This is a genomic window from Microbacterium awajiense, assembly GCF_039536545.1.
Lineage (GTDB): Bacteria > Actinomycetota > Actinomycetes > Actinomycetales > Microbacteriaceae > Microbacterium > Microbacterium awajiense.
Map to the genome: position 1 here is coordinate 207625 of NZ_BAAAYU010000005.1, position 26213 is coordinate 233837.

Genomic DNA, 26213 nt, shown 5'->3' on the forward strand with positions numbered 1-26213 from the left:
GGGGTCAGATCACCTCCGGTGCGAGCGAGACGATCTTCATGAACTTCTTGTCGCGAAGCTCACGGCCGACCGGTCCGAAGATACGGGTGCCGCGGGGCTCCCCGTCGCTCTTGAGGATCACGGCGGCGTTCTCGTCGAACTTGATGTACGAACCGTCGGGACGACGGGTCTGCTTGACGGTGCGGACGATGACGGCCTTGACCACATCGCCCTTCTTGACGTTGCCGCCGGGGATCGCGTCCTTGACCGTGGCCACGATGGTGTCGCCCAGGCCCGCATAGCGGCGGTGCGAACCGCCGAGCACGCGGATGGTGAGCAGCTCCTTCGCGCCGGTGTTGTCGGCGACCTTGAGGCGGGACTCCTGCTGGATCACTTGGCCTTCTCCAGAATCTCCACCAGACGCCAGCGCTTGGTGGCGCTCAGCGGCCGGGTCTCGTTGATGACGACGAGGTCGCCGATGCCGGCGGTGTTGCCCTCATCGTGGGCCTTGACCTTCGAGGTGCGGCGGATGACCTTGCCGTACAGCGGGTGCTTCACGCGGTCTTCGACCTCGACGACGATCGTCTTGTCCATCTTGTCGCTGACGACGTAGCCGCGGCGTGCCTTGCGGTAACCGCGGGCGTCGGCGTCGCGCACGTCGTGCTCGGCGTGCTCGTGGCCGGGGACGACGGGGGTCGTCTCGGCGGCGTCGGCCTTCTTGGTGGTGGCCATCACTCAGCCTCTTCCTTCACGGCGTCGTCGGCGGCATCCGCCTTCTTCGCCTTGCTCTTCTTGGCCTTCGTCGACGTCTCCATCGGGGCGGGCGTGGCACGGATGCCGAGCTCGCGCTCACGGATGACGGTGTAGAGCCGCGCGATGTCGCGCTTGACGGCGCGGATGCGGCCGTGGCTCTCGAGCTGGCCGGTGGCCGACTGGAAGCGCAGGTTGAACAGCTCTTCCTTGGCCTTGCGCAGCTCCTCGACGAGGCGCTGGTCTTCGAACGTGTCGAGCTCGCTGGGTGCGAGCGTCTTGGTGCCGATCGCCATTACGCGTCGCCCTCCTCGCGCTTGATGATGCGTGCCTTGAGAGGCAGCTTGTGGATGGCACGGGTCAGGGCCTCACGAGCGAGTTCCTCGTTGACGCCTGCGACCTCGAAGAGGACGCGACCCGGCTTGACGTTGGCGACCCACCACTCCGGCGAGCCCTTACCCGAACCCATGCGGGTCTCGGCGGGCTTCTTGGTGAGCGGTCGGTCGGGGTAGATGTTGATCCACACCTTGCCGCCGCGCTTGATGTGACGGGTCATCGCGATACGAGCGGACTCGATCTGACGGTTGGTCACGTAGGCGGGCGTGAGTGCCTGGATGCCGAACTCGCCGAAGGAGACCTTCGTGCCGCCGGTGGCCTGGCCATCGCGCTTGGGGTGGTGCTGCTTGCGGTACTTGACCTTGCGGGGGATAAGCATCAGGCGGACGCTCCTTCTGCGACGGGGGCCTCGTTGCGGGGGCCACGACGACGGTCGCCGCGCTCGCGCGACGGCTTCTGGTTCGCCTGCTCGCGGGCGAGCTCCTTGTTGGTGAGATCGCCCTTGTAGATCCAGACCTTCACACCGATGCGGCCGAAGGTGGTCTTGGCCTCGTAGAAGCCGTAGTCGATGTTCGCGCGCAGCGTGTGCAGCGGCACACGACCCTCGCGGTAGAACTCCGACCGGCTCATCTCAGCGCCGCCGAGGCGGCCCGACACCTGCACGCGCACGCCCTTGGCGCCGGCGCGCTGGGCACCCTGCAGGCCCTTGCGCATCGCGCGGCGGAAAGCCACACGGGCGGAGAGCTGCTCGGCGATGCCCTGTGCGACCAGCTGAGCGTCGGCCTCGGGGTTCTTCACCTCGAGGATGTTCAGCTGGATCTGCTTGCCGGTGAGCTTCTCGAGGTCGGCGCGGATGCGCTCGGCCTCGGCGCCGCGGCGGCCGATGACGATGCCCGGACGGGCGGTGTGGATGTCGACGCGGACGCGGTCGCGCGTGCGCTCGATCTCGATGTTGCTCACGCCGGCGCGGTCGAGCTGCGTCTGCAGGAGCTTGCGGATCTTGATGTCCTCGGCGACGTAGTCGGCGTAGCGCTGGCCCGGCTTGGTCGAGTCCGAGAACCACCGCGACACGTGGTCGGTGGTGATGCCGAGGCGGAAGCCGTAGGGGTTGACCTTCTGTCCCATTACTTGCTCGCCTTCTTCGTGGTCTGTGACGGAACGGCGTCCGCGACCTCGGGGGTCGCCAGGATCACCGTGATGTGGCTCGTGCGCTTCTTGATCTGGAAAGCACGGCCCTGGGCGCGGGGCTGGAAGCGCTTGAGCGTCGTGCCCTCGTCGACGTACGCGTTCTTCACGTACAGGTCCTGCTCGTCCAGGTACTCGCCGGCGGCGTCGGCCTTCACGCGGGCGTTGGCGATCGCCGACGCGACCAGCTTGCCGATGGGCTCGCTGGCGCTCTGCGACGCGAACGACAGGATCGCGAGGGCCTCCTCGGCCTGCTTCCCCTTGATGAGCGCGACGACACGACGGGCCTTCTGCGGGGTGACGCGGATGTGCTTCACACGTGCGATGGACTCGACCATTAGCGGCGCCGTCCCTTCTTGTCGTCCTTCTCGTGACCGCGGAAGGTGCGGGTGGGCGCGAACTCGCCCAGCTTGTGGCCGACCATGGTCTCGGTCACGAACACGGGGATGTGCTTGCGACCGTCGTGCACGGCGATCGTGTGGCCGAGCATGGCCGGCACGATCATCGAGCGACGCGACCAGGTCTTGATGACGTTCTTGGTTCCCGCATCGTTCTGCGACGACACCTTGCGAAGCAGGTGCTCGTCGACGAAGGGGCCCTTCTTGAGACTGCGTGGCATCTTCTGTTCCTACCTACTTGCGCTTCTTGCCGGCGGTGCGACGACGGACGATGTACTTGTCGCTTTCCTTGTTCGCGTGACGCGTGCGGCCTTCCTTCTGGCCCCACGGCGAGACCGGGTGGCGACCACCCGAGGTCTTGCCCTCGCCACCACCGTGCGGGTGGTCGACGGGGTTCATCGCGACACCGCGGACGGTCGGGCGCACGCCCTTCCAGCGCTTGCGGCCCGCCTTGCCCCAGTTGATGTTCGACTGCTCGGCGTTGCCGACCTCGCCGATCGTGGCGCGGCAGCGCACGTCGACGTTGCGGATCTCACCCGAGGGCAGACGCAGCTGCGCGTACGGACCGTCCTTCGCCACCAGGCGAACCGACGCACCGGCCGAGCGGGCCAGCTTCGCGCCGCCGCCGGGGCGGAGCTCGATCGCGTGGATCACGGTACCGGTGGGGATGTTGCGCAGCGGCAGGTTGTTGCCGGGCTTGATGTCGGCCGAGGCACCCGACTCGACCACGTCGCCCTGCTGCAGCTTGTTCGGCGCGAGGATGTAGCGCTTCTCGCCGTCCTTGTAGTGCAGCAGCGCGATGCGCGCGGTGCGGTTGGGGTCGTACTCGATGTGCGCGACCTTCGCGTCGATGCCGTCCTTGTCGTTGCGACGGAAGTCGATCACGCGGTACTGGCGCTTGTGCCCACCGCCGATGTGGCGGGTGGTGATGCGGCCCTGGTTGTTGCGGCCACCGGTCTTGGCGAGCGGGCGGAGGAGCGACTTCTCGGGCGTCGATCGGGTGATCTCGGCGAAGTCGGCCACCGACGAGCCGCGGCGACCGGGGGTCGTGGGCTTGTACTTGCGAATAGCCATTTCTCTGGTTCCTCTATCCCGACCGTCAGCCGACTGCCGTGAAGATGTCGATGGTGCCCGACTTCAGCGTCACGATGGCGCGCTTGGTGTCCTTGCGCTTGCCGGTGCCGAAGCGGGTGCGCCGGGCCTTGCCGACGCGATTGATCGTGTTGACCGCGGCGACCTTGACGCCGAAGATCTTCTCGATCGCGAGCTTGATCTCGGTCTTGGTGGCACGCGGGTCGACGAGGAAGGTGTACTTGCCCTCGTCGATGAGCCCGTAGCTCTTCTCGGAGACGACCGGCTTCAGGATGATGTCGCGCGGGTCCTTGTTCACGGCGCTCATGCCGAGACCTCCTCGGTCACCGTCTTCGACGCGACGAACGCGTCGTAGGCGGGCTTGGTGAAGACGATGTCGTCCGAGACGAGCACGTCGTAGGCGTTCAGCTGGTCGGAGTACAGCACGTGCACGTACGCGAGGTTGCGCACGCTCAGCGCGCCGAGCTCGTCGTCGCGGTCGAGGACGATCAGCACGTTCTTGACGGCGCCGAGAGCCTTCAGGACTTCGACGGCCGCCTTCGTCGACGGGGCGCCCTCGATGCCGAAGGACTCGACGATGTGGAGGCGCTCGCCACGGGCCCGGTCGCTGAGCGCGCCGAGCAGTGCCGCCGCGATCATCTTCTTGGGGGTGCGCTGCGCGTAGTCGCGCGGCTTCGGGCCGTGGACGATGCCACCGCCGGTCATGTGCGGCGCGCGGATCGAACCCTGACGGGCGTTGCCCGTGCCCTTCTGACGGAAGGGCTTGCGGCCGGCGCCGGAGACCTCACCGCGACGCTTGGTCGAGTGGGTGCCCTGGCGGGCGGCGGCGCGCTGGGCGACGACGACCTGGTGGATCAGCGGGATGTTCGTCTTGACGTCGAACAGCGATGCCGGCAGGTCGACGGAACCAGCCGCCGTGCCGTCTGCCTTCACGACGTCGAGCGCGAGAGTCGAGTCAGCCATGTGCTCAGGCCCCCTTCACTGCGTTGCGGACGTAGACGATGCGGCCGCGCGCACCGGGGACGGCGCCCTTGACGAGCAGCAGACCCTTCTCGGCGTCGACGGCGTGCACCGTGAGGTTGAGGACGGTCACGCGCTCGCCGCCCATGCGGCCGGCCATGCGCATGCCCTTGAAGACACGGCTCGGAGTCGACGATGCGCCGATCGAACCGGGCTTGCGGTGGTTGCGGTGCGCACCGTGCGAGGCGGAGACGCCCTTGAAGTTGTGGCGCTTCATGACGCCCGCGGTGCCCTTGCCCTTGCTGGTGCCGACGACGTCGACCAGCTGGCCCGCCTCGAACACGCCGTCCACGGTGAGCTCCTGACCGAGTGAGTAGTCAGCAGCATCCGCGGTGCGGATCTCGGTGAGGTGGCGGCGGGGGGTCACGCCGGCAGCGTCGAAGTGCGCGGTCAGCGGCTTGTTCACCTTGCGGGGGTCGATCTGGCCGTAGCCGATCTGAACCGCGTTGTAGCCGTCCTTCTCGGTGGAGCGAACCTGGGTCACCACGTTCGGGGCCACCTCGATGACGGTGACGGGGACGAGCTTGCCGCTTTCGTCCCACACCTGGGTCATGCCGAGCTTCGTGCCCAGCAGTCCCTTGGAAACCTTCTCGTTGATGTGTGCCATGGTCGTCGTCCTCAGAGCTTGATCTCGATGTTGACGTCGGCCGGCAGGTCGAGGCGCATCAGGGAGTCGACGGCCTTCGGCGTCGGGTCGATGATGTCGATCAGACGCTTGTGGGTGCGCATCTCGAAGTGCTCGCGGCTGTCCTTGTACTTGTGGGGCGACCGGATGACGCACACGACGTTCTTCTCGGTCGGAAGGGGCACGGGGCCCACCACTGTCGCGCCCGCTCGGGTCACGGTGTCGACGATCTTGCGGGCCGAGGAGTCCAGGCCGGCGTGATCGTACGACTTCAGGCGAATGCGGATCTTCTGTCCCGCCATTGTCTGCTCACTCTCTTTCTCGCGTCTTACCGTCCCGGGGTCCGGGAGGCATCGGACGCACGGTGACGCACGAGGCGCCATCGGCACGTCAACCGGCGTTCGGCCGGTGATGCTGCACCGCTGTTCTGCTGTCAATCCGGATGCCGGGGGCATCCGGAATCCCATCCGCTCCGCACGCACGCGTGCGGATCCCGGATTCCCGGGTGATCGGATCGGAGTCGGTGTTCTGCTGCCCGCGGCCTAGGACCCTGCGCGTGTGCGCCGCCTATGCACTGCCCTGGCAGTGATCCGTGCGCGCCGGAAGGCGCACAGGAATGTGGAACCTGATAATTCTGCCAGACGCCCGGGCGTGTCGCAAACCCGGACGGACCCTGCACAGCATCCTCACAACGACGCGACCCCCCGCCGGGACGGACGGGGGGTCGCGGAGAGCGGGCCCTGGGAGTTTCCCGCTCTCTGTGCGCTCAGCGACGCGGCGTCGCCGACCCGAGACGAGGGAGCACGGGCCGGCGGCGCGCTCACAGGCGCAGCTTGGGCAGTCGGCGTACTCGACTCGAGAAGATGACGTTCATGGTCCCCAGCCCTTGAGAGGTCGGCAAAAAAGGGGCCACCACGTTTTGGAGCCCCCAGGGTTTCGTGTGCTTGCCGGTCCCCACCGCTTGGGCACACGATGCTCCACTGGGGACGCTATCGGCCCGTCGCGTGTCGGGTCAAGCCCGCCTGCGAGGTCGACCACCGCGTCCGCGGCCTCTCCGCGCTGGAGCAGGCGCGTCACGACACCATCACGATGACGGCGACGGCGGACGCGCGCGGTCGACAGTGGCACAATGGCAGAATCCGTGTTCCGTCCCTGGGAACGGGGGCCGTCGGCCTCCGTGGTCGGCGCGAAGGGGGAGATGTGGCGTCCGAAATCCTCGGCGCAGCGTCGTCGCCTCTCGACCCTGATGAGTCGAAGGCGACCGCCTCGGCACGCCCGGTGGCGGATCGGAGCACTCCCGACTGGCGGAGGCGCTACGCCCGGATGCTGTGGACCAGCGACGCCCTGGTGCTGCTCATCGTCGTGTTCGGCACGCAGATCGCCTGGTTCGGCCTCGGCAACGCCGACGTCTCGATCCGCGAGGACTCGCGACTGAGCACGATCTCGTACTGGGGGTTCTCGACTGCGCTCGTCGTCGTGTGGATGTGGTCTCTCAGCCTGATCGACTCGCGCAGCGACCGGATCGTCGGCGCGGGCTCGGCGGAGTACATCCGCATCGTCTCGGTCAGCACGCGGGTCTTCGGCATCATCGCGATCCTCGCGTTCCTGCTACGCGTCGACGTCGCGCGCGGCTACCTGCTCATCTCGTTCCCGCTCGGCGTCGCCGCGCTGCTGCTCGAACGGTGGCTGTGGCGCCGCTGGCTCATCGCCAAGCGGGCGGCCGGCGAGTTCACGGCGCGCGTGGTGCTCGTCGGGTCGGCGGCCTCGGTCGCGCAGATCGCGGCATCGTTGCGCCGCAGCACGAGCGCCGGCTACCGCGTGGTCGGTGCGTGCGTTCCCGGCGGTCGACCCGGGACGACGGTCGAGTCGACCGACATCCCGATCTTCGGCGACGTCACGGACGTGGCGTCCGCTCTGACCGTCGCCGACGCCGATACGGTCGCCATCACCAGCACCGACGAGCTGCCGCCCTCGGGGGTCAAGCGCATCTCGTGGGGGCTCGAGGCCGGCCGCCAGCATCTCGTCCTCGCACCGGGGATCATCGACGTCGCGGGGCCGCGCATCCAGACGCGACCCGTCGCCGGTCTCCCCCTCATCCACGTCGAGACTCCGCGCTACAGCCTGGGTCAGCGCATCGTCAAGCGGACGATGGACATCGTCCTGAGCCTCATCGGCATCGTCGTGCTCGGCCCGCTCATGGTCGCCGTCGCGATCGCGATCCGATCGACCTCCGGCGGGCCCGCGATCTTCGGGCAGGTGCGGATCGGCTACGACGGGCGCGCGTTCCGCATGCTCAAGTTCCGCACGATGGTCGAAGACGCCGAGGACCGCCTCGCCGCGCTCGTCCCCGAGCGGGATGCCGGCAACGAGGTGCTCTTCAAGATGTCGCGCGACCCGCGGGTCACGCCGATCGGCCGCTTCCTGCGCCGGTTCAGCCTCGACGAGCTGCCCCAGCTGTTCAACGTGCTCGGCGGGTCGATGTCGCTGGTCGGCCCGCGCCCGCCGCTGCCCCGCGAAGTCGCCCGCTACGACGATCACGTGCACCGGCGCTTCCTCGTCAAGCCCGGGATCACCGGCATGTGGCAGATCAGCGGACGCTCGTCGCTGTCGTGGGACGAGTCGGTGCGGCTCGACCTCTCCTACGTCGAGAACTGGACGCTCATCGGCGACGCCGTGATCCTGTTCAAGACGCTGCGCGCCGCGCTCGCGCCCGGCGACACCGCGTACTGAGCACGGCCGGCGGGGGTCAGTTGCGCACAGTCACCAGGATCGCCGCGCTCGACCCGATGTTGCCGGCCGCGTCCGCGGCACGCGCGACCACGGGGTAGGTGCCATTGGGGTACGCGCGCGTGTTGAAGCTGCCGCTCCATGACCCGTCGGTCTGCCGCGTCGTCGTGCCCAGCCGCGTCGCGCCCGAGTAGAGCGTGACGGAGGTCACACCGACGTCGTCGGTCGCCGACACGCGCACCGTGGCCGTTCCGCTCACGGCGGACCCGGAGGCCGGCGACAGGATCGTCGCCGTGGGCGCCGTCGTGTCGGGTGTCGGCGTCGGCGTCGGGGTCGGCGTCGGCGTCGGGGTCGGGGTCGGCGTCGGGGTCGGCGTCGGAGTCGGAGTCGGGGTCGGCGTCGGGGTCGGGGTCGGCGTCGGCGTCGGCGTCGGGGTGGGCACCGGGCCGACGGGCACGGTCGACGCCAGGTAGCCGAAGTGGCGTCCGGCGGTCGGCTGCGTGGTCGGGTCGCCGAAGAACGAGTGACCGCGCGCGTCGGCCGCCTGCGCCTGGGCGATCACCTGCGCGCGCACCTGAGCGGGCGCCCCCGAGCACGACCCTGAAGCCAGGCAGTTCAACACGACCCCCGACAGGGCCGCGGCCGACATGCTCGTGCCCGACTGGATGTAGCCGTAGCGGTCGCCCTTGAGCGTCGTGTACGGGCACATCCCGGGTGCGGCGAGCGTATGAGCGGCATCCGCAGGCGAAACGGCGAAGTTCGAGTTCAGGGCAGGGCGGTCGTCGGGCGTGGACACGCCGCAGGGCGCCGACCCGAGCCCCCCGGGCCGCCCGTCGTAGTCGGCGACATTGGTCGCGGTGAGCACCTCGTCGTAGGCACCGGGGACCCACCCCGCCACATCCGCCGTGCTGTTGCCGGCCGACGCGACCACCGTCAGCCCGCGAGCGGTCAGGTCGCAGATCCCCTGGTGGAGCGGATCGTTGTTGGAGTATCCGCAGTCGCCGTCGTCCGAACCCTGCGTCGCCAGGCTCATGTTGACGACGCCGATGCCGTAGGTCGCCGCGTTCCGCGCGATCCACTCCATCCCGCACAGGATCGACGACAGCGTCCCCCGGTTGCGCGAGTCCATCACGCGCACGGAGTAGATCGGCGCGCCGGGGGCGACGCCGACCGTGCCGACGTCGTTGTCGTAGGCGGCCATGTAGCCGGCCACCCCGGTGCCGTGCCCGTTGCCGTCGCCGGCATCCGCACCCGGGACGCACGAGACAGCGCCGGCGAGATCGTAGTCGGGGTGGGGGTTGACGCCCGAGTCGACGATCGCGACCGCCGGACCGGACCATGCCGCCTGCACGCCGTCGCCGGCGAACACGGGCGCTTGGTCGGCTTCGACCGTCTTGACGCTGGTCGGGGACGCCTGGGCGGCGCCCTCGAAGACGGTGTCGGGAACCATCGCGGCGACTCGGGGATCGCTCGCCAGCGCCGTCGCCTGCCGGGACGTCAACTGCGCAGACATGCCGGACACGACCGCGGAGAACGTCCGGTCGGGTGTGAATCCCCAGGCAGCGGCGAGTGCGGTCACGTCGGCACCGGCCGTCACGGACACGACATACCGCCCTGCCGGGAGCGCCGCGGCGCCCGCGGGGGCGCTTCCGCCGATGAGGCAGGCCCCGATCAGCGCGCACGCGGCGAGTGCACCGAGAACCCCGCCGAGGCGCTGCGACATCGCTCTGGCCATCTCGAATCCCCCATCCGAGCGCCGTATCCCCCCGGCGTTGGCCTCACCTTATCCGCGCTGTGTTACGACGGCGTGACCGCTCATGAAAATCCCGGTACGCGCGCACGGTCGACTCGGCGATCACGTCCCAGTCGAGCGCATGCAGATCGGCCCGCTCGGGGCGGTCGGGAGCCGTCGCCCACGCCAGGGCGTCCGCGAGCCCATCCGGGTCGAGACTTCCCGCGTACAGGCGCACCCATGCATCGCCGACGGTCGTCTGCAGCTCGGCGAGGGCGCCCATGTCGGGCACGAGCACGGGCCGGTCCGCCGACAATGCGAGCACAGCGGACCCGGAGTTCTGGATGCGCGCGTACGGGATCACGACGAGGTCGGCCGCGGCGAACAGAACGGGCAGCTCGTCGTCGGGGATGAACCGCAGATCCAGCCTCAGCCGCGCATCCGCCGCGGCCCGCTCCTCGATCTCGGCGCGCAGCGCAGGCGGCGACACCTGTCCGGCGATCAGCAGGGTCGCGTCGACCGCCGTCTGCGCGAAGACGTCTATCAGTCGGGGGATGTCCTTGTACGGACGTATCTGACCGATCGAGGCGATCACGGGGCGTCCGGGTGGGATGTCCAGCCGTCGGCGAGCCTCGTCGCGACCGACACCGAAGCGATACACGTCGCGGTAGTGACCGTGCGGGGTCACCGCGGCGGGCACGGCCGCCAACGCCGGGTACGCGCTGCGCGCGTCTTCGAGACCGCGCCGGCTCAGCGCGATGATGCCGTCGACGTTGGAGAGCAGCAGGCGTTCGGCGATCCCTCGCAGCAGCGGCGAGGATCGAGCCTCGTGCGCGCTGACGTTGTGCACCGTCCACACCAGCACCGTGCCGCGCGCTCGCGCGAGGGCGAGCGTCCCGTAGAACAGCGACAGGCGGAGAATGTGACGGTACCGACGCGGTCCCGCGAGGAACGACAGATCGGGCCAGTGCAGGTGGACGACGTGCGTGCGCTCGAGCAGCAGCCGAGGATGATCCAGATCCCGCACTCTGACGCCGCGCCGCTGCAGGGCGCGCGAGAGTTCGGCGTTGTAGGGATTGGCCGCCTCGGTCCGGAAGGCGGGCTCGGCTTGCACGGCGAGGTCCTCGCGCGCGGGCGGCGTCCGCCCGAACAGGGTGCGTTCGGCGCTCGGATACCCGCGACGCCACGCGCGGCGATGCGCCCACACCTGGCGCCACGTCGCCCGTTCGGTGCGCGTGAGGACCTCGAGCGCGGCGCGCGTGGCGGCACCCGCCTGCAGCAGCAGCACCCCGACGAGCGCGAGCGGGGGCCACCACAGGCTCCACAGGTAGGTCACCTTGCCCGCGAGCACCATCGCCATCTTGCGCCCCGTCGAACTCGTCGATCCGCCGACGTCGTGCTGGATGACCGCCTCCGGCACGATGACCGGTCGCAGACCCCGCCGCCGTGCGCGCATCGAGAACTCGGCGTCCTCGCCGTAGAGGAAGAAGCGTTCGTCCATGCCGCCCAGTCGCACCCAGTCCGCACGACGGATCAGCAGCAGGCATCCGGTCACGATGTCGACCTCGCGCACACTGTCGCGCTGCCAGCGACCGAGAGACTCCGGATCGAACAGCCGCGATCGGCGGAAGGCGGTCGACAGACCCGCCGCGAAGCTCAGCAGCGACCACAGCGTCGGCGCACCCCAGCACGACGAGGGGTCGAGCGCGCCGTCGGGGCGGACGGTGCGGCCTCCGTAGACGCCATGCTCGGGGTGGCGCTGCGCGAACCCCACGAGCGCTTCGATCGAGCCGGGGAAGACGGTGGCGTCGGGATTGAGCAGGAGGATGAACTCGGCGTCGGACTCGGCCACGCCCCGGTTGACCCCGCGGGCGAAGCCCAGATTCTCGCCGGCCGCGATGACCATGGCATCCGGATGAGCGGCACGGATCGCAGCGGGGGATCCGTCGCGCGACCCGTTGTCGACCACGATCACGCGCAGTCCCTCGATGCGCTGCCGCGCGACCGAGTCGAGGCACTCGATCGTACGATCGCGCGTGTTGTAGTTCACAACGACGATGTCGATGCGCGCGGGGCTCATCCGTGCGACTCCGCATCGGCAACCGGTGCGCCCGGCCGCGATCCGATGACACGCGCGGGCACACCCCCGACGATCGCGTTCTCGGGGACGTCTCGCGTGACGACGGCGCCCGCGGCGACGATCGCACCGTCGCCGATGGTCACGCCCGCCACCACCACGACACCTGCGCCGAGCCACGTGCCCGCGCCGATGTGCACATCGCGTTCGACCTTGGGCTGGTCCATCGGCGGTGTCCCCGCCGCCATGCCGTAATCCGAGGCGGTGATCGTCACGCGCGGGGCGAGGAGGGCCTTCTCGCCGAGCACGATCCGGCCGGTGGAGTTGCCCGCCCAGATCATCGAGTACTCGCCGATGTGGCTTCCGGCGCCGATGACGATCCGCTCCGCGTTGCGGAACGACACGTTCGGGGCGAAGCTCACGTCGGCGCCGCGGGTGAGCAGGCCGACCTGGCGCACGTGCGCGTATCCGTAGAAGTGCAGCAGCCTCAGCGCATGCAGGTACACACGCGGGTCGAGGACGGACGCGAGGGCGCCGAGGGCGCGGCGACGGGTCATGGCAGCTCCTGTGCTCCGGCGAGGATCGCGCGCATGCGCTCGGTCCTGCGCTGCGTGTCCAGCTCGGCGCGTGTGGTCACCGTGACGGCGAGACTGCCGTCGTAGATCGTGCCGAACACCGAGAACTCGTCCGTCGGATCGCCGCCGGGCAGCACGGCGATCGCACGGATGCGCGCACCGGCGAACCACCGCGGATGATCCGCCCACGGCAGCGACGTGGCGTAGCCGATCAGGCGTCCTCGCGGCGTCGGCGCAACGTGCTCATCCCGTGCGAATGCGCGCACCTGGGCCCGCACCTCGGCGACGAGCTCGGCGAGGCCGATGTCCGGCGGCGCGTGCACCCGCACGATCGCGATGTGATTGCGCACCGCGCTGTCGGCACGGGACCGTCGCGACACGGGGACCAGCACGTCGACGCCGAGATCGTCGTCGGCGACCGAACGCATCGCCGCCGCCACGAGCAGGTCGTTGAGCGACCCGCGCAGGCCCGCGGCGCGCCGCACGGACTCTGCGGCGTCCAGCTCGAAGGTCGCACTCGCCGTCGGAGGCAGGTGCACGTCCCTCAGCCCCCGCCGACGGATCTCGAACTCGCGGATCGGAGCGAGGTTGCGCCCGACGAGCCTCTTCGCACGCTTGACGACGGGCTTGCGCCAGTACTCATGCCACGCCGCCGACGCCGAGGGCTGCGCACGCGCCCACGAACGAGCAGCCAGGACCGGGATGAGCAGACGCGACCGGGGCGGACGGGCCGCACGGACGGGCGTCTCGGGCGGGGGCGGCTCGGCCGTGGCGTCCGTGATCGCCGTCAGCGTCGCGAACGCCCACATCGCATCGCCGTTGGCGTGATGCAGGCGCGCGCCCATCGCGACGTCGCCGTCGCTGAGCCGGGTGAACGTCACGTCCCACAGCGGCCGGTCCATCGGCAGCGGTCCGCGGCCGCCGTCCATCAGCCGGCGCAGCGGAACGTCGTCGAACGCGACGGGGCGGTCGTCGAAGAACACGTGCTCGCGGGGATCGAACCCGATCGCCGGCACCCACGCCGGGGCGCTGAGCCCGGCGGGGCTGCGCTCGATCCGCAGCGCGAGCTCGGGCACGCGCGCCACCGCGCGCGTGATCGCAGCGTGCAGCGCGTCGCGATCGAGTGCGCCGTCTGCGCCGGTGAGCCGCTCGCCGTCCAGCCGGATGACGGCGCCGACGTGCATGGCCTCGAACTGCAGACTGTTGGCCACGTGCGTCTCATCGAGGATGCGCAGCAGCTCGACGGACACGGGTTCACGCGGCCGGGCGGCCGACGCCGCCGGTGAGGGCGGTGCGAAGCGCTCCCCCACGATGGGCACCCGCCACGTGCGGCGCACCCCCTCCAGAGCGCCGGCCAGCAGCGCCTCATCGTGCGCGCTGTCCCCCCCTCGCGCACGTGCGCGCACGATGCGTGCGGCGGAGCGGCCGTAGATGCGCCACGCGACGCGCGCTCCGAACCACGGATCGATGCGCAGCCACTTGCCGATGAGCGCGCCCAGACCCAGCCCGTACCCCCGGTGCAGGCGAACGTACTCGTCGCCGACACGAGTGTTGGCATGTCGGACGATGCATCGCTGATCGTGGACGACGCGTGAGCCCGCGCGGATGATCCGCACGAAGATGTCGAGGTCCTCCGCGCCGGCCAGCGGCTGCCCGGCGCCCATCGTCTCGTCGAAGCCGCCCAGGCGCAGCACCAGTTCACGGCGGAAGGCCATGACCGCCCCGTGTCCGGCGTCCAGGCCCGACAGCGGCCGCGCGTACCGGGCGCGGCGTTCGTAGGGCTCATCCTCGTCGGAGGTGTGGTCGAGCATCCGCCCCGTCACCGCTCCGGTACGCAGGTCGCCGAAGCCCGACACCGCGCGCTCGATCCATCCGGACGTCGGGAGGCAGTCGTCGTCGGTGAACATCACGAGCGGTCGCGCGCTCGCGGCGAGCCCGGCGTTGCGCGCGATCGACAGGCCCCGTTCGGAGCGCACATACGTCGCTCCCCCGCGCTGCGCGATGACGCGGGTCCGGTCATCGTCGGAGCCGCTGTCGACGACGATGACCTCGGTCTCCGACGGAGTGGCCGCCGAGATCGCCCGCAGTGCGTTGTCGAGGTACTCGGGCCGGTTCCGAGTGCAGACGATGACCGACACGTCAGACGGCGACGGCACGATCGGTCTCCTCCGGGTCGAACACGTCGTGCGGGGCGGACCCGCCCGCGGCGAGCACGACGGCCCGCTCGTAGCAGTCCTCGAGTGCGGCCGCCGCGGCGTCCCACGTCAGCGACGGAGCATGGCGCAGACAGGCCTCGCTCATGCGCGCGAGCTGACCGCGATCCCCTGCGAGCAGGTCCAACTGGTCCCGGAGCACGGCGACGTCTCCGGGATCGTGGACGTATCCCTCGACCCCGTGGTCGAGGACGGCCCCGGCGGCCGCGGACACGAGCGGAACACAGCCCGCACCCTGCGCTTCGTACGTCACCAACGCGCTTCCCTCCTCGATGGTGGGCAGCACCAGCACGTCCGCCGCGGCGAGCACGGCGTCGACCGCGCTGCTGAAGCCGACGACGCGCACGCTGGGGTGGTCGAGCCGATCCGCGAGATGGGCCCGGTACGGCTCGAGCAGGCGACCGACCACCGTGAACGTTCCGGTGAGCGACGCCTCGGACCCGAGCCAGGCGTCGAGCGCGTGGTGCAGGCCCTTGCGCGGCTCTCCCAGGCCGACGTACACGGCGCGCAGCCCGCCGGGGTCCGCGACCGCGCGAGGGTGCATCCGGCGCGTGCCGGGCCGATAGCCGTATCGGTGCCGCAGCAGCCGCCGACGGTCGAACCCCGCCGCGGCGAAGCTCTCCGCGACAGCGTCGGAGGGCACCAGGATCCCGGTCGCGGCCTCCCACTCGGCCTCCTCCATCGCCAGATGCACCGGATCCGCCGTGTGCGCCGTCGTGATCTCACCGAGCCCGAGGCGATCCACCTCGGCGCCCACCACCCGCCACGCATGAGCGGTATGCGTGTTGGGCGCCTCCCGCAGGGCGGGGATGCCACGGGTCGACGCCTCGCGGGCCGTCGCGCCGGTTCCGAGTGGCCAGAGGTGGACGAGGTCGTAGTCGCCCCGCCGCAGGAGGGCCCGCGCGGCGAGGTCGTGTACGCGGAAGGCGCGATCCCGGCCGATCGCCCGATGCGGGATCCGGACGCGACCGGCGGCCAGCGTGGTGGTCACCCGAGCGCCGGGCACGGGGCGGGCGAGGCTCGCTGCGACGACGTGCACCTCGTGACCGCGCCGGACCAGCCCGTCCACCTGATTCCACGCGGACCATCCGATCCCCGACGCGCCGATGGCGTGCGGAAACGAGAACAGCACCCGCATGCGGCCCCCCATCGCTCGCGATCCGGTCGCTGCGGCGATCCGGATGGTCCCACTGTGGAGTTGTCGGCGGCGACGGTGCAAGCCGCGCGAAGGCAGGCCACGCAATCTTCGACGAGACGTAACATCCCGGCAACACGTCCGGGCGCGATCGGCCCCACGATGGATGTGGGGGCCGGTCCACGTCATGGGATCGACAGCATGATCCTGGGGACCACTTCCTCCGCGCCACCGGCGGCACGCGAATCGACGACGCCCGGATCGGGCGGCTGGAGGGTCAACACATGGAAGTACCCAGGTATCTGCAGGTCCTGTGGGCCAGCAAATGGCTGCTGCTGGTCGGCGTCGTGGTCGCCGCAGCGGCCGCGTTCCTCGCAGGCTTCAAGTTCGTGGACGGAGAGGTCGTGCCGCGGGCGGACCAGCAGTACACCGCGAGCACGACGATCCTCGTGAGCAGCCAGACCCAGCCGCTGTACCAGGCGGTCCTGCCGGGTCAGGAACTCGTCGAGGGCGAGACCCCTCCCGAAGACGTCGACCTGACCAGCAAGGCCATCCTCTACGCGTACCTGATCAGCGGCACTGACATGCGCGACCAGGTCGAGGCGATCGTGGGCGAACTCGACGACACCGAGGGCCTCACCGCCCTCCGCCGCACCACACAGCCCGGCGGGGACGAGGCGTTCCCCGGGCGCTACGTGCTGCCCATCCTCGATGTGGTCGGCGGCTCCGACGACCCGGAGCGTGCCGAGGAGATCTCGCGCACCGCCGCGACGCTGTTCCAGGAGCAGGCGCTCGCCGATCAGGAGGCGGTCGAGATGCCGGAGTCCGAGAGGGTGACCTTCGAGATGCTCGATCAGTCGGACGCCGTCGCCGATGAGGGCTCGAATCCCGCGATCCCGATCGTGGTGGCCTTCCTCGGCGTCTTCCTGCTGTTCGTCGCGGCCGCGTTCATCGTCGCCGGGGCCAAGAGCAGTCGCGCCCGCAAGCGCGCCGCGCGCGAGGCGGCCGCCGCAGCGGGCGCCGCGGGCGAACCGGGTGACGGACCCGCCGCAGCCGACGTGGACCGCCGCAGCCGGCGCCGACGTGAGGACACGGCGGCGCCCACCGATCCGGCAGACCACGAGTTCGAGCCCGCGCCGGAGTCCGCCGACGAGTCCGAGCGCGTGCCCACCCCGTAGTGGACACGGGAACCACCCGAGACGCGACGACCATGCAGCAGGTCACGACGCCGCGGCACGATGCGGCCGCCGAGGCGGAGCCCGCGGCGCCGCCCGTCGCCGACGGCTCCACCGTCGGAGCGGCCCGGATGGCGATCGCGAGCGTGATCCTGGCGTTCGTCTCGATCACCGCGATCCTCTTTCTGCCGCCGCTCGCCGCCGGCGGCGTGCTGCTGTTCGTCGCGGTGCTCTACCTCGCCCGGCGTGCGGTGTTCTCATGGGTCGGGGCGCTGGGCATCCTCGTCGCCGTCGTGATGTTCATCCCGGTGCGTCGGTACGCGCTGCCGATCCCCCTGCCGTTCGAGCTGGAGCCGTACCGGGTGGTGCTGGTCCTGCTCCTTGGCGCGACGGCGGCGGCTCTGCTGCTGGACCGCTCCCGCCCGTGGCGGCCCGTGGCGTTCGGATGGCCGATCGGCATCTTCGCGGCCGCGATGCTGGTGTCGATTCCGATCAACGGCACGGCGCTCGTCGAGCAGAGCCTGGGGGGCACGGCCGTCGGAGCGGTCGTGAACTGGGTGCTGGTGCTCTCGGTGTTCTACATCACCCGGCAGATCCTGAGCACCGAGCGGATCGTGATGGGCCTGTTGGCGGGTCTGGTGTGGTGCGGCACCATCGTCGCGCTGCTGGCGATCGCCGAGCGCGTCACGCGCGTCAACATCTTCTGGCGGCTCAACTCCTTCCTGCCGCTGGAGGTCATCGCCGACGAGAGCGAGGCCTACCGGGCCGGCGGGTTCCGTTCGTTCGGTTCGTCGCAGCATCCGATCGCCCTGTCGGTCATGCTGTGCCTGCTGATCGCCGTCGCGATCTACCTCGCCGCATACGGCGGCCGCCCGCACAACCCGATCAACAGGCGCATCGTGTACGGCATCGCCGTCGTCATCCTGATCGGCGGCGTCCTCTCAGCCGTCTCGCGCACCGCGATCGTCGTGCTCGCGATGATGTTCCTGCTCACCCTGCTGCTGCGCCCGTGGCTCGGCATCACGCTGTTCGCACTCGGGCTGCCGGCACTCGCGATCGGCACCGCCGTGCTCCCGAAGGTGTTCGACACGCTCATCGGCTCGTTCTTCGACTTCGACGCGCTGATCGCCTCGCAGTACACGTCTGCGGGCTTCCGCGGCGCCGGGCGCCTCGCCGATCTGGAGCCGGCGCTCGCCCAAGCCGCGGCGTATCCGTTCTTCGGCACCGGTCTGGGCAGCCGGATCGTGACCGGCGAGAGCCAGAACGCGTTCATCCTCGACAACCAGGTGCTGGGCACCCTGCTCGAGGCCGGCGCGGTCGGCGTCGTCGGGCTGGCCGCCTTCATCCTCGCCCCCGCGATCATGATGCTCGTCTGGGCGTACACCTCGGCCCGCTACCAGCCTCGCTACGCGCTGCTCGCACTGACACTGGTCATCGTGTCGGGCGGCTACGCGACGGCGCTGTTCTTCTTCGACGCCTTCGGGTTCTATCAGACGTTCTTCGTCTACCTCATGCTGCTCGCCGTCGGCGCGTGGCTGCTGACGGCCAGCCCACCCGCTCTCGCGGCGGAGGCGGCCGGTCGCGGGCGATACGAGATGGCGGAGCCCCCCGCCCAGGCCCCTGCGCTCCGGGAGTCCGCGTGAGCGCGCGGCTGAGCATCGTGGTGCCCGCGCACAACGAGGGTCCCCTCGTTCGCCGTTCCCTGACGGGCATGCTGCGCGACGCCGAACCCGGCGAGTTCGAGGTCATCGTGGTCGCCAACGGCTGCGACGACGACACCGCCGCACAGGCAGGCGGCGTCCCGGGGGTGATCGTCACCGAGATCGCCGAGGCCTCGAAGATCGCCGCCCTCAACCGCGGTGACGAGCTGGCCACCGTCTACCCTCGCGCCTACGTGGACGCCGACGTCGACATCGACACGGCCGCGCTGCGCCGACTCGCCGCCCTGCTCATGCGCGCGGAGCACCCCGTCGTCGCGGCACCGACCCTGCGCGTCGACGCGGCCGCCAGCACGCCCGCCGTGCGTGCGCACACCCGGGTCTGGGAGCTGTCGGAGTACCGCCAGGCGGGCCACGTCGGCTCGGGTGTGTACGCCGTCAACGAGCTCGGCCGCATGCGATGGGGGCGATTCCCCCCGGTGATCGCCGACGACCGTTTCGTGCAGCTCCGCTTCGCCGCCGAGGAACGGGTGACCGACCCCGACGCGACCTTCACCGTGCGCGCGCCGCGCGACATGACCGCCCTGGTGCGCCGCGGCATCCGCATCGAGCGCGGAAACCGCGAACTCGATGCCGAGGCCGGCCCCGGCGGCGGCGGGTCGCGACGCGCCCTCGTCGCGCGGGTCGCACGGTCGCCGCGCCTGTGGGCGTCATTCCCGTTCTACGTGTACGGCTACGCGGCCCCCAAGATCCGCGTGCGCATGGGGTCGCCGCGCGGGCCCGTGAGCTGGGGCCGCGACGAATCGGCACGAGAGGCGGCCCGCGTATGAGCGCGCCCGGCGACCTCAAGCACCGCGCATCGCGCGGTGCCGCGGTGACCGCGGGAGGGCTGTGGACGAAGACGCTGATCCAGCTGCTGTCGACGATGGTGCTGGCACGGATGCTGGAGCCCGCCGACTTCGGTCTGGTCGCGATGGTCATGGCGATCGTGGGCGTGGCCGACCTGGTGCGCGACTTCGGCCTCACCGGCGCGATCCTGCAGGCGAAGAAGCTCACCGCCGCTCAGTGGCAGTCGCTGCTGTGGTTCTCGGCAGGGCTCGGCACCGTGCTGATGGTGCTCGTGGCCGCGTCGGCGCCGCTGATCGCGCTGCTCTACGGTGAACGGCAACTGGTGGTGCTGACCCTCGCGGTCGCTCCCACGCTCCTGCTGAACGGCCTCGCGATGCCGCTGCAAGCCGCGGTCCAGCGTGATCTGAGGTTCGGCACGCTCGCCATGATCGACATCGTGGCGATGGCGGTCGGGGTCGTGCTGTCGGTCGCAGCCGCTTGGATGGGCTGGGGCGTGTGGTCGTTGGTCGTGCTCGCCGGCGCCGGTCAGGTCTACCGCCTGATCGCCTTGTGGGTGGCGGCCAAGCCCCGGTGGGGGCGGCCTCGCCTCGGGCGCGACATCCGCCCGTTCGTGGCCACCGGCGGCAGCATCTTCGGGGTGCAGCTGCTGAACTACGTCTCACGCAACATCGACAACGTGATCATCGGCCAGCAGCTCGGATCGGCGGCGCTCGGACAGTACTCGCGGGCGTACGCGCTGTTCCTGCTTCCGCAGCAGCAGCTGACGGCACCGCTCGGCCGCGTCGCGTTGCCCGTGCTCAGCCGCCTGCAGGACGACGGCGAGCGCTACCGCCGCTATGTGCGCGGCGCACTCGTCGTGATCGGCTATCTGTCGCTGCCCACCTATGCGATCGCCGCGGCTGTCGCGCAGCCCCTGCTGCTGATCCTGCTCGGACCCGGCTGGGATGCCGCGGCACAGGTCTTCGCGATCCTCGCGATCGCCGGGGTCGCGCAGGCTGTCGGGAACGTGCAGGGCTGGATCTACATCAGTCTCGGCCGCGCGCACCGGCAGCTCGTCTACTACCTGATCACGCGTCCCATCGTGATCGCCGCGTTCTTCGTCGGCATCTGGTGGGCCGGGATGAACGGCCTCGCCCTGCTGTACGGCGTCGTCACCCTCGCGCTGCTCGTGCCCGGCTTCGCGGTCGCGATCCACGGCACCTTCCTGCGGGGATGGAGCGACATCGCCGCACCGCTGGTGCGACCGGCCATCGTCGCCGCGCTGGCTTTCGGGGCGTCGTGGGCCGCCGGCCTCGGCGTCGCGACGCTGCCGGCGTGGCTGGGCCTGCTGGTGGGCGGCTTCGCCGGCGTCGCCGTGCTCGCCGCCGCATGGCTGGTGCCCGCCTACCGCCGCGACTACCGGATGCTGCTCGACTTCGTCCGGAACGCACGACGGCCGACGGCCACGCAGGCGCCGCCGGAGGACCCCGCCGAGCGCACCGCCGAGATCATCGGCACGGATGCGACCGCCGCGGACGCCCTCGAGGTGGAGCTGGCCGTCACCGACACGCGGCGCGAGAGCGGACAGGGCGGGCGCGCGTGAAGCGGGGCATGCGGAAACGTGCGTGGGCGGCCGCCGCCCTCGGCTCGGCGGTTGCGGTGCTGACGGCCTGCGGCGCACCCTCCGCCACGACGACGTCGGCACAGCCGCCGCAGGCGGTGCCGGGCGCGGTCGTCGAGACCCTCGCCGTGGTCGGCGACTCGATCTCTCTCGGCGTGAACGCGTGCGGCAGCGTCTCGGCGTGCCCGGAGGTGTCGTGGGCGACCGGGTCCTCGCCCGGCGTCTCCTCGATCGCACAGCGACTGGAATCCGCCACCGGAACCCGGCCGGAGACGGTGGTCGCCGCGCAGCCGGGCGCCGACGTCGGCGACGTCGCCGCCGCCGCCGCGACGGTCGCAGCGGCAGCGCCCGATCTCGTGCTCGTGCTGATCGGAGCCAACGACGCCTGCCGGCCCTCCGCCGATCGGGTGACGCCCGCCGCCGAGTTCGAAGACGCATACGCGCGAATGCTCGACGGGATCCATGCCGCCGCACCCGACGTCCGTGTCGTCGCCTACTCGGTGCCGGACCTCGAACAGCTCTGGCAGCTCGGCCGTGACGATCCGCGTGCGGTCGCACTGTGGAACTCGAGCCCGTCCTGCGGCTCACTCCTCGGCGACGCCGACTCGACCGATGCCGCCGACGTGGCCCGCCGCGCCCGCGTGGTCGAGTCGGTCGATGCCTACAACGTCGCCATCCGCCTCGCGTGCGACGCCCGTCCGTGGTGCACCTCCGATGACGGAGCCGTGCACGCCACGTCGTTCGCCCGGGCGGACGTGTCGGAGGTCGACTTCTTCCACCCCTCGACGCAGGGACAGGCGACCCTCGCGGCGCGCGCGTGGCCCGCCGTCGAGCGGGCACTCCCGTCCGCCACAGGGTGAGTCGCCCGGACCCGTCCGCTCGAGGCGGACGGGCGGTCGTCAGGCGGCGAGCTGCATCGGCGGTGCATCCACCGTCCGCACGGACCGCTGCGCGGCCTTCAGCAGCGTGGCGTGGTCCAACTCGCCGGGGGTGCGCAGGAAGGCGAGCCGACGGCGCTGCATCTCCTTGGCGATCTGCACCTGATGGTCGTCGACGTGCTCACCGTGCCGCGCGCTGCGGGGGGCGAGCACGGGGAACTTGCCCTGCTGGAACGCCGTGATGGCCGACCCGGTGCCGGAGTGCGCGATCACGACATCGGCCTCGGCCACCGCCTGGTTGAGTTCGTCGTGCGGCACACGATCTCGGCCTTCGATCCCCCAGCGACTGACGTCCTGCCCGCCGGTCTGCCACAGCACGTCGTCACAGTCCTCGAGCAGCGGCACGAGCGCGTCGATGAGTCGCTCGAACGGATAGCCCTCCTGCGTGCCCAGGGTGACGACCGCCTTGCGCAGACGGCGCGGGGCGGGCGCCTCCTCCCCCGGAGCGAAGCCGTCGTAGATCGACCCCGCGTAGCCCCACCGACTCGTCTGCCAGGACGGGTACTGCGTGTACGTGAAGACACGGCGACGCTTCTCGAGCAGGCGGCCCGACATGCTCGGCCCGTCGGCGCGTGCCGCGCTCTCGATGTAGTGGGCCGTCGCGCCATGCGCCGCCGCGAGCGGGAGCACGGCGACGGCGGGGCTCGACCCGGTGCTGAACGCCCGGTCGTAGGTGTGCTGGCCCAGCACCTTCTCGGCGATGCGCCGCAGCGTCCACAGATTCCGCAGGTCGCGGGGGGCGACGAACGGCGCGAAGTGCACCTCCCGCTCGGCCAGCAGACTCGTCGACAGACCGTTCTCGAACGTGATCCAGACCTGATCCTCCGGGTCGACGCCGAGCCGCTCGGCGAGGGTGAACAACTGCTTGAGGTGCCCTCCCCCTGAGCACACCATCATCGTCTTGGCCATCGTCGGTCTCCTCTCAGTAGGCGCCGTCGCGCTTGAAGATCTGGGTCAGCGTGCGCAGGATCAGCAGCAGGTCTCCGGTGAACGACCAGTTCTCGACGTAGTAGAGGTCCAGACGCACGCTCTCCTGCCACGTGAGGTCGCTGCGCCCGCTCACCTGCCACAGACCCGTGATCCCCGGCTTCGACAGCAGCCGCCGGGTCTCCGCCCCCTCGTAGCGGTCGACCTCCGCCGGAAGCGGCGGACGCGGGCCGACCAGGCTCATGTCGCCCCGCAGCACGTTCCACAGTTGCGGAAGCTCGTCCAGCGACGAGCGCCGCAGCACCCGTCCGATCCGGGTCACCCGGGGGTCGTCGCGCATCTTGAACATGACGCCGTTGCCCTCGTCCTGCGTCACCAGAGCGGCCAGGCGCTGCTCGGCATCCACGCTCATGGACCGGAATTTGAGCATCGTGAACGGAACGCCGCCGCGTCCGATGCGCTCCTGACGGAAGATCGCGGGGCCCCCGTCGGTGCGGACCAGCACCGCGATCACGGCCAGCAGCGGCGCGAGGACGAGAAGGCCCAGCAGGGTCGCGGTGACGTCGAAGACACGCTTGACCGAGTGCGTGAAGCCCGAGTACTGCGGCAGCTGGACGTGCACCATCGGCAGACCCGCGACCGGACGCAGGTGAATGCGGGGACCTGCGACATCGGTGAGGCGTGAGACCAGGATCAACTCGACGCGGCTGTTCTCGAGCTGCCAGCCCAGTGCGCGGATCTGGTCGCGTCCCCCGGGCAGGTCGCCCGCGACCATGAGCGCGCGGATGCGAGCGGTCTTCGTGGACGCCACGACGTCGTCGTAGTCCACGACGGGCAGACCCGCCACCGCGAGCCGGGCGGACGCCGACATTCCGGCCGGATCATCGGTGATGCAGATCGCGACCGGCCGGTACCCGGCCTTCACGTTGCCGCGGAGCTCGGTCACCGCGCGCGCCACATCGGCTGCCGGGCCCACCAGCATCGCCCCGTTGAGACATCGCCCGTCACGCCGCAGCCGGAGCAGCGTGCGACGCCAGAAGAGCCGGTTCGCCAGCAGCAGCAGCCAGCCGAGGGGCATCGCCAGGGCGACGTACCCGCGGGCGAAGTCGATCTGACCGACGTAGAACACGATGGCCACGAGTCCGAACGCGATGAGCGTCGCGTTCGTGACGCGCTGGTACTCGGCCATGCCCTGGCCGATGATCCGGCGCGCGCGCGACTTCGACGCCCACAGCGTGAGCAGCCAGGTCAGCGCGATCAGCACTCCCGCCGCCGCGGATGCCGCGCTCACGTCGAGGAGCCGCCCGTTTCCCACCCCGAAACGGACGAAGCTCGCGATCACGAGCGACACCGACACCGCGAGCACGTCTCCGACGACGATGCCGCGCACCAGGCGCTGGAACCAGACCAGCGCCAATGGCTGCCGCGGTACGCGTCGAGAGCCGGGCTGCTCGCTCGCCGGCTGCAGGTGCGTCGATAGTGAACCACTCACTGCGACCCCCCAAGGTCATGAGTGTGGATGGGATGGGACTACGTCGTCCAAGGAGTGGGCCCGACGGGCGCACGATGTTCCGATGTTGCGTAGTCGTCGACGTCGCCCACGGGCTCCCGTCGTCGTCCACTGTCAGGCTAGAGCTGTCTCACCGTCGTGACGGACACGTTTCACACGACGTGAGCGAACTCTTCACTTCGATGTAACACAGGCGGGCGGAGCACCAGATCGACGACCGCGCGGTGGCGCGCCTCCCAGCTGTTCTCGGCGAGGAAGGCCGTCCGCTCCGACTCGCTCGCGCTGCCGAGCGCCAGCGCCTCATCCACGCGGCGCGCCGTGTCGGCGGTCGATTCGACGAACAGCACGCGCTCGGAGATGCCGTGCACGGGCGGCAGATCGACCGAGACGACAGGTAGCCCGGCGGCGAGGTACTCGTACACCTTGAGCGGGCTCATCGCCTCGGTCAGGTCGGTACGGCGGTGCGCGAGCAGCGAGAGCTGGCAGTTGCGCAACGCTGCGACGACCTCGGCGCGTCCGACGCCCGGGTGCACGTGGACGTTCGGATGCGCGCCGAGCGCGGCCACGTATCCGATCTCGGGAGCAGGACCCAGCAGCACGATGTGCAGGTCGGGACGAGCGGACGCGAGCACGGCCAGGCCCTCGACGTCGACCCGGTCGTCGATCGTTCCGACATAGATCGCCCGTGGCTGGGGAATGCGCTCGAGCCACGTCGGAGCGGGGGGCGTCGGACCGGCCCACTCGGCCGGGTCGATCGCGTTGGGCACCACGACGTGCGGGCCGCGCGGCCGGATCCGTTCGATGATCTGCGCCGAGACGGCGGCGACGCCGATCTCGGCCTCGCTGATCTGGTCGTAGGCGGCCGCGTAGGCGGGCCAGTACTCGCGTCGGCCGGCGTAGCTGAGCCAGTCGTCTCGCGCGAAGTACGTCACCGCGGACGCCCACGCGAACGGGCAGTAGGCCGCGACCAGCGGGTTGGCGGTCACCACGGCGGGCGAGACGAGCCCCAGCTCCGATGCCGACTCGCGCAGCCACCGGTCGTAGCGCCGATAGCTGCGCACGATCGCCGGGACTCCGACAGGGTCGGCCCGGCGCAACCGCACGGGCGTGACGAGGCGCTGCTGCGGCGTCGGCGGAAGAGCAGCGGCGCGCCGACCGCTCAGACGCCGTGCCGCGACGCCGGGGAGCGAGCGGAACGGGTTGGCGACCAGCAGCCCTCCGACCTCGTCGGACGACATGAGCGTCTGCAGGATGCGATCGGGCGGGCGCATCATGCCGCGCGCGACGGCATCGGCGTAGGTCTCGTACGAGAACGTGAAGACGACGTCCCGCGCGACGGTGGCGGCCGTCACGTCGCGAGCTCTCGGATGACGCGCGCGGGCGCCCCGACCGCCACCGTCCGCGGGGGCACATCCTTGGTGACGACGCTGTTGGCTCCGATCACGGCGCCCGCGCCGATCGTCACCCCCGGCATGACGACGACGTTCTGACCGAGCCATGCCCCTCTTCCGATCCGCACCGGGGCGACGCGGATGAGGGGTTGGTCGCGGATGGGCACGTCCGCGTCGTCGAACCCGTGCATGTGGTCGGAGATGTAGACGCCACGAGCCAGTTCCACCGCCTCCTCGATCACGACCTCGCGCACCGCGGTGATCGACGTCTGGTTCATCCGCACCCGGTCGTGGAGGAAGATCACCGGACCGGGCGTCTCG

Annotated in this window: 26 protein-coding genes and 1 pseudogene; 6 read left to right on the forward strand and 21 right to left on the reverse strand. The window is 70.5% G+C overall.

Going from position 1 to position 26213, the window contains the following annotated elements:
- Positions 1 to 4: 4 nt before the first annotated feature.
- From rplN to rpsJ, 12 genes are read right to left on the reverse strand one after another with little or no spacing between them, the layout of a single operon-like run.
- The gene (rplN, locus tag ABD663_RS07800) at positions 5 to 373 is read right to left on the reverse strand and encodes a 50S ribosomal protein L14 (protein WP_344737413.1); all 369 of its coding nucleotides are present in this window, start codon (positions 371 to 373) and stop codon (positions 5 to 7) included.
- Positions 370 to 711 carry a 30S ribosomal protein S17 gene (gene rpsQ / locus ABD663_RS07805; RefSeq protein WP_344737414.1) on the reverse strand — a complete coding sequence of 114 codons (342 nt, stop codon included), beginning with the start codon at positions 709 to 711 and terminating at the stop codon, positions 370 to 372. Before rpsQ ends, rplN begins: the two co-directional genes overlap by 4 nt.
- A complete protein-coding gene (gene rpmC, locus ABD663_RS07810; protein ID WP_344737415.1) occupies positions 711 to 1025 on the reverse strand; it encodes a 50S ribosomal protein L29 in 315 nt (104 codons plus the stop codon). The genes rpsQ and rpmC overlap by 1 nt, the downstream gene beginning before the upstream one ends.
- Positions 1025 to 1444: a 50S ribosomal protein L16 gene (gene rplP, locus ABD663_RS07815; protein ID WP_045275476.1), complete on the reverse strand. Its 420-nt coding sequence runs from the start codon at positions 1442 to 1444 to the stop codon at positions 1025 to 1027. Before rplP ends, rpmC begins: the two co-directional genes overlap by 1 nt.
- Positions 1444 to 2190 carry a 30S ribosomal protein S3 gene (gene rpsC / locus ABD663_RS07820; RefSeq protein ID WP_344737416.1) on the reverse strand — a complete coding sequence of 249 codons (747 nt, stop codon included), beginning with the start codon at positions 2188 to 2190 and terminating at the stop codon, positions 1444 to 1446. Before rpsC ends, rplP begins: the two co-directional genes overlap by 1 nt.
- Entirely contained in the window at positions 2190 to 2588 is a 399-nt protein-coding gene (gene rplV, locus ABD663_RS07825; protein ID WP_344737417.1) for a 50S ribosomal protein L22, read from the reverse strand. The genes rpsC and rplV overlap by 1 nt, the downstream gene beginning before the upstream one ends.
- The gene (rpsS, locus tag ABD663_RS07830; protein WP_344737418.1) at positions 2588 to 2869 is read right to left on the reverse strand and encodes a 30S ribosomal protein S19; all 282 of its coding nucleotides are present in this window, start codon (positions 2867 to 2869) and stop codon (positions 2588 to 2590) included. Before rpsS ends, rplV begins: the two co-directional genes overlap by 1 nt.
- Positions 2870 to 2882: 13 nt before the next feature.
- Positions 2883 to 3722, reverse strand: a complete 840-nt coding sequence (rplB, locus tag ABD663_RS07835) for a 50S ribosomal protein L2 (RefSeq protein WP_344737419.1) — start codon at positions 3720 to 3722, stop codon at positions 2883 to 2885.
- A gap of 25 nt (positions 3723 to 3747) precedes the next feature.
- A complete protein-coding gene (gene rplW / locus ABD663_RS07840) occupies positions 3748 to 4047 on the reverse strand; it encodes a 50S ribosomal protein L23 (protein WP_276176179.1) in 300 nt (99 codons plus the stop codon).
- Entirely contained in the window at positions 4044 to 4703 is a 660-nt protein-coding gene (rplD, locus tag ABD663_RS07845) for a 50S ribosomal protein L4 (RefSeq protein WP_344737420.1), read from the reverse strand. The genes rplW and rplD overlap by 4 nt, the downstream gene beginning before the upstream one ends.
- Before the next feature lie 4 nt (positions 4704 to 4707).
- On the reverse strand, positions 4708 to 5367 hold the full coding sequence (rplC, locus tag ABD663_RS07850; protein WP_344737421.1) for a 50S ribosomal protein L3: 660 nt from the start codon (positions 5365 to 5367) through the stop codon (positions 4708 to 4710).
- 11 nt (positions 5368 to 5378) lie between these two features.
- Positions 5379 to 5687, reverse strand: coding sequence for a 30S ribosomal protein S10 (gene rpsJ, locus ABD663_RS07855; RefSeq protein WP_013584016.1), 309 nt, complete (start codon positions 5685 to 5687; stop codon positions 5379 to 5381).
- Positions 5688 to 6585: 898 nt separating this feature from the next.
- On the opposite strand from rpsJ, the gene ABD663_RS07860 reads away from it, so the two are divergent.
- Complete coding sequence (locus ABD663_RS07860) at positions 6586 to 8115, forward strand: sugar transferase (RefSeq protein ID WP_344737422.1); 1530 nt, start codon at positions 6586 to 6588, stop codon at positions 8113 to 8115.
- A gap of 16 nt (positions 8116 to 8131) precedes the next feature.
- On the opposite strand, the gene ABD663_RS07865 is transcribed toward ABD663_RS07860, so the two are convergent.
- The 5 genes from ABD663_RS07865 to ABD663_RS07885 are packed head-to-tail and all read right to left on the reverse strand — an operon-like array spanning position 8132 to position 15847.
- Positions 8132 to 9847, reverse strand: a complete 1716-nt coding sequence (locus tag ABD663_RS07865; protein ID WP_344737423.1) for a S8 family serine peptidase — start codon at positions 9845 to 9847, stop codon at positions 8132 to 8134.
- A gap of 43 nt (positions 9848 to 9890) precedes the next feature.
- On the reverse strand, positions 9891 to 11924 hold the full coding sequence (locus tag ABD663_RS07870) for a glycosyltransferase (protein ID WP_344737424.1): 2034 nt from the start codon (positions 11922 to 11924) through the stop codon (positions 9891 to 9893).
- Positions 11921 to 12478, reverse strand: a complete 558-nt coding sequence (locus tag ABD663_RS07875; protein WP_344737425.1) for an acyltransferase — start codon at positions 12476 to 12478, stop codon at positions 11921 to 11923. Before ABD663_RS07875 ends, ABD663_RS07870 begins: the two co-directional genes overlap by 4 nt.
- Positions 12475 to 14652 (reverse strand): glycosyltransferase, encoded by a 2178-nt coding sequence (locus tag ABD663_RS07880; protein WP_344737426.1) that lies wholly within the window; start codon positions 14650 to 14652, stop codon positions 12475 to 12477. Before ABD663_RS07880 ends, ABD663_RS07875 begins: the two co-directional genes overlap by 4 nt.
- Positions 14636 to 15847, reverse strand: a complete 1212-nt coding sequence (locus tag ABD663_RS07885; protein ID WP_344737427.1) for a glycosyltransferase family 4 protein — start codon at positions 15845 to 15847, stop codon at positions 14636 to 14638. The genes ABD663_RS07880 and ABD663_RS07885 overlap by 17 nt, the downstream gene beginning before the upstream one ends.
- Positions 15848 to 16128: 281 nt before the next feature.
- On the opposite strand from ABD663_RS07885, the gene ABD663_RS07890 reads away from it, so the two are divergent.
- From ABD663_RS07890 to ABD663_RS07910, 5 genes are read left to right on the forward strand one after another with little or no spacing between them, the layout of a single operon-like run.
- On the forward strand, positions 16129 to 17022 hold the full coding sequence (locus tag ABD663_RS07890) for a hypothetical protein (RefSeq protein WP_344737428.1): 894 nt from the start codon (positions 16129 to 16131) through the stop codon (positions 17020 to 17022).
- Positions 17023 to 17054: 32 nt separating this feature from the next.
- Positions 17055 to 18662 (forward strand): hypothetical protein, encoded by a 1608-nt coding sequence (locus ABD663_RS07895; protein WP_344737429.1) that lies wholly within the window; start codon positions 17055 to 17057, stop codon positions 18660 to 18662.
- Entirely contained in the window at positions 18659 to 19507 is an 849-nt protein-coding gene (locus tag ABD663_RS07900) for a glycosyltransferase family 2 protein (protein WP_344737430.1), read from the forward strand. The genes ABD663_RS07895 and ABD663_RS07900 overlap by 4 nt, the downstream gene beginning before the upstream one ends.
- Complete coding sequence (locus tag ABD663_RS07905; RefSeq protein ID WP_344737431.1) at positions 19504 to 21108, forward strand: lipopolysaccharide biosynthesis protein; 1605 nt, start codon at positions 19504 to 19506, stop codon at positions 21106 to 21108. The genes ABD663_RS07900 and ABD663_RS07905 overlap by 4 nt, the downstream gene beginning before the upstream one ends.
- Before the next feature lie 8 nt (positions 21109 to 21116).
- Positions 21117 to 21986 carry a GDSL-type esterase/lipase family protein gene (locus ABD663_RS07910; RefSeq protein ID WP_344737432.1) on the forward strand — a complete coding sequence of 290 codons (870 nt, stop codon included), beginning with the start codon at positions 21117 to 21119 and terminating at the stop codon, positions 21984 to 21986.
- Positions 21987 to 22025: 39 nt separating this feature from the next.
- Here the strand turns inward: ABD663_RS07910 and ABD663_RS07915 are convergent, their stop codons facing one another.
- The 4 genes and pseudogenes from ABD663_RS07915 to ABD663_RS15630 form a co-directional block, all read right to left on the reverse strand.
- A complete protein-coding gene (locus tag ABD663_RS07915) occupies positions 22026 to 22973 on the reverse strand; it encodes a glycosyltransferase (protein ID WP_344737433.1) in 948 nt (315 codons plus the stop codon).
- A 13-nt stretch (positions 22974 to 22986) separates the two neighbouring features.
- Positions 22987 to 24483: a sugar transferase gene (locus ABD663_RS07920; RefSeq protein WP_344737434.1), complete on the reverse strand. Its 1497-nt coding sequence runs from the start codon at positions 24481 to 24483 to the stop codon at positions 22987 to 22989.
- 170 nt (positions 24484 to 24653) lie between these two features.
- The gene (locus tag ABD663_RS07925) at positions 24654 to 25853 is read right to left on the reverse strand and encodes a glycosyltransferase (protein ID WP_344737435.1); all 1200 of its coding nucleotides are present in this window, start codon (positions 25851 to 25853) and stop codon (positions 24654 to 24656) included.
- Positions 25850 to 26014: pseudogene (locus ABD663_RS15630) on the reverse strand (DapH/DapD/GlmU-related protein); the annotation flags it as partial. The gene ABD663_RS07925 and the pseudogene ABD663_RS15630, both read right to left, overlap by 4 nt.
- Positions 26015 to 26213: the final 199 nt, after the last annotated feature.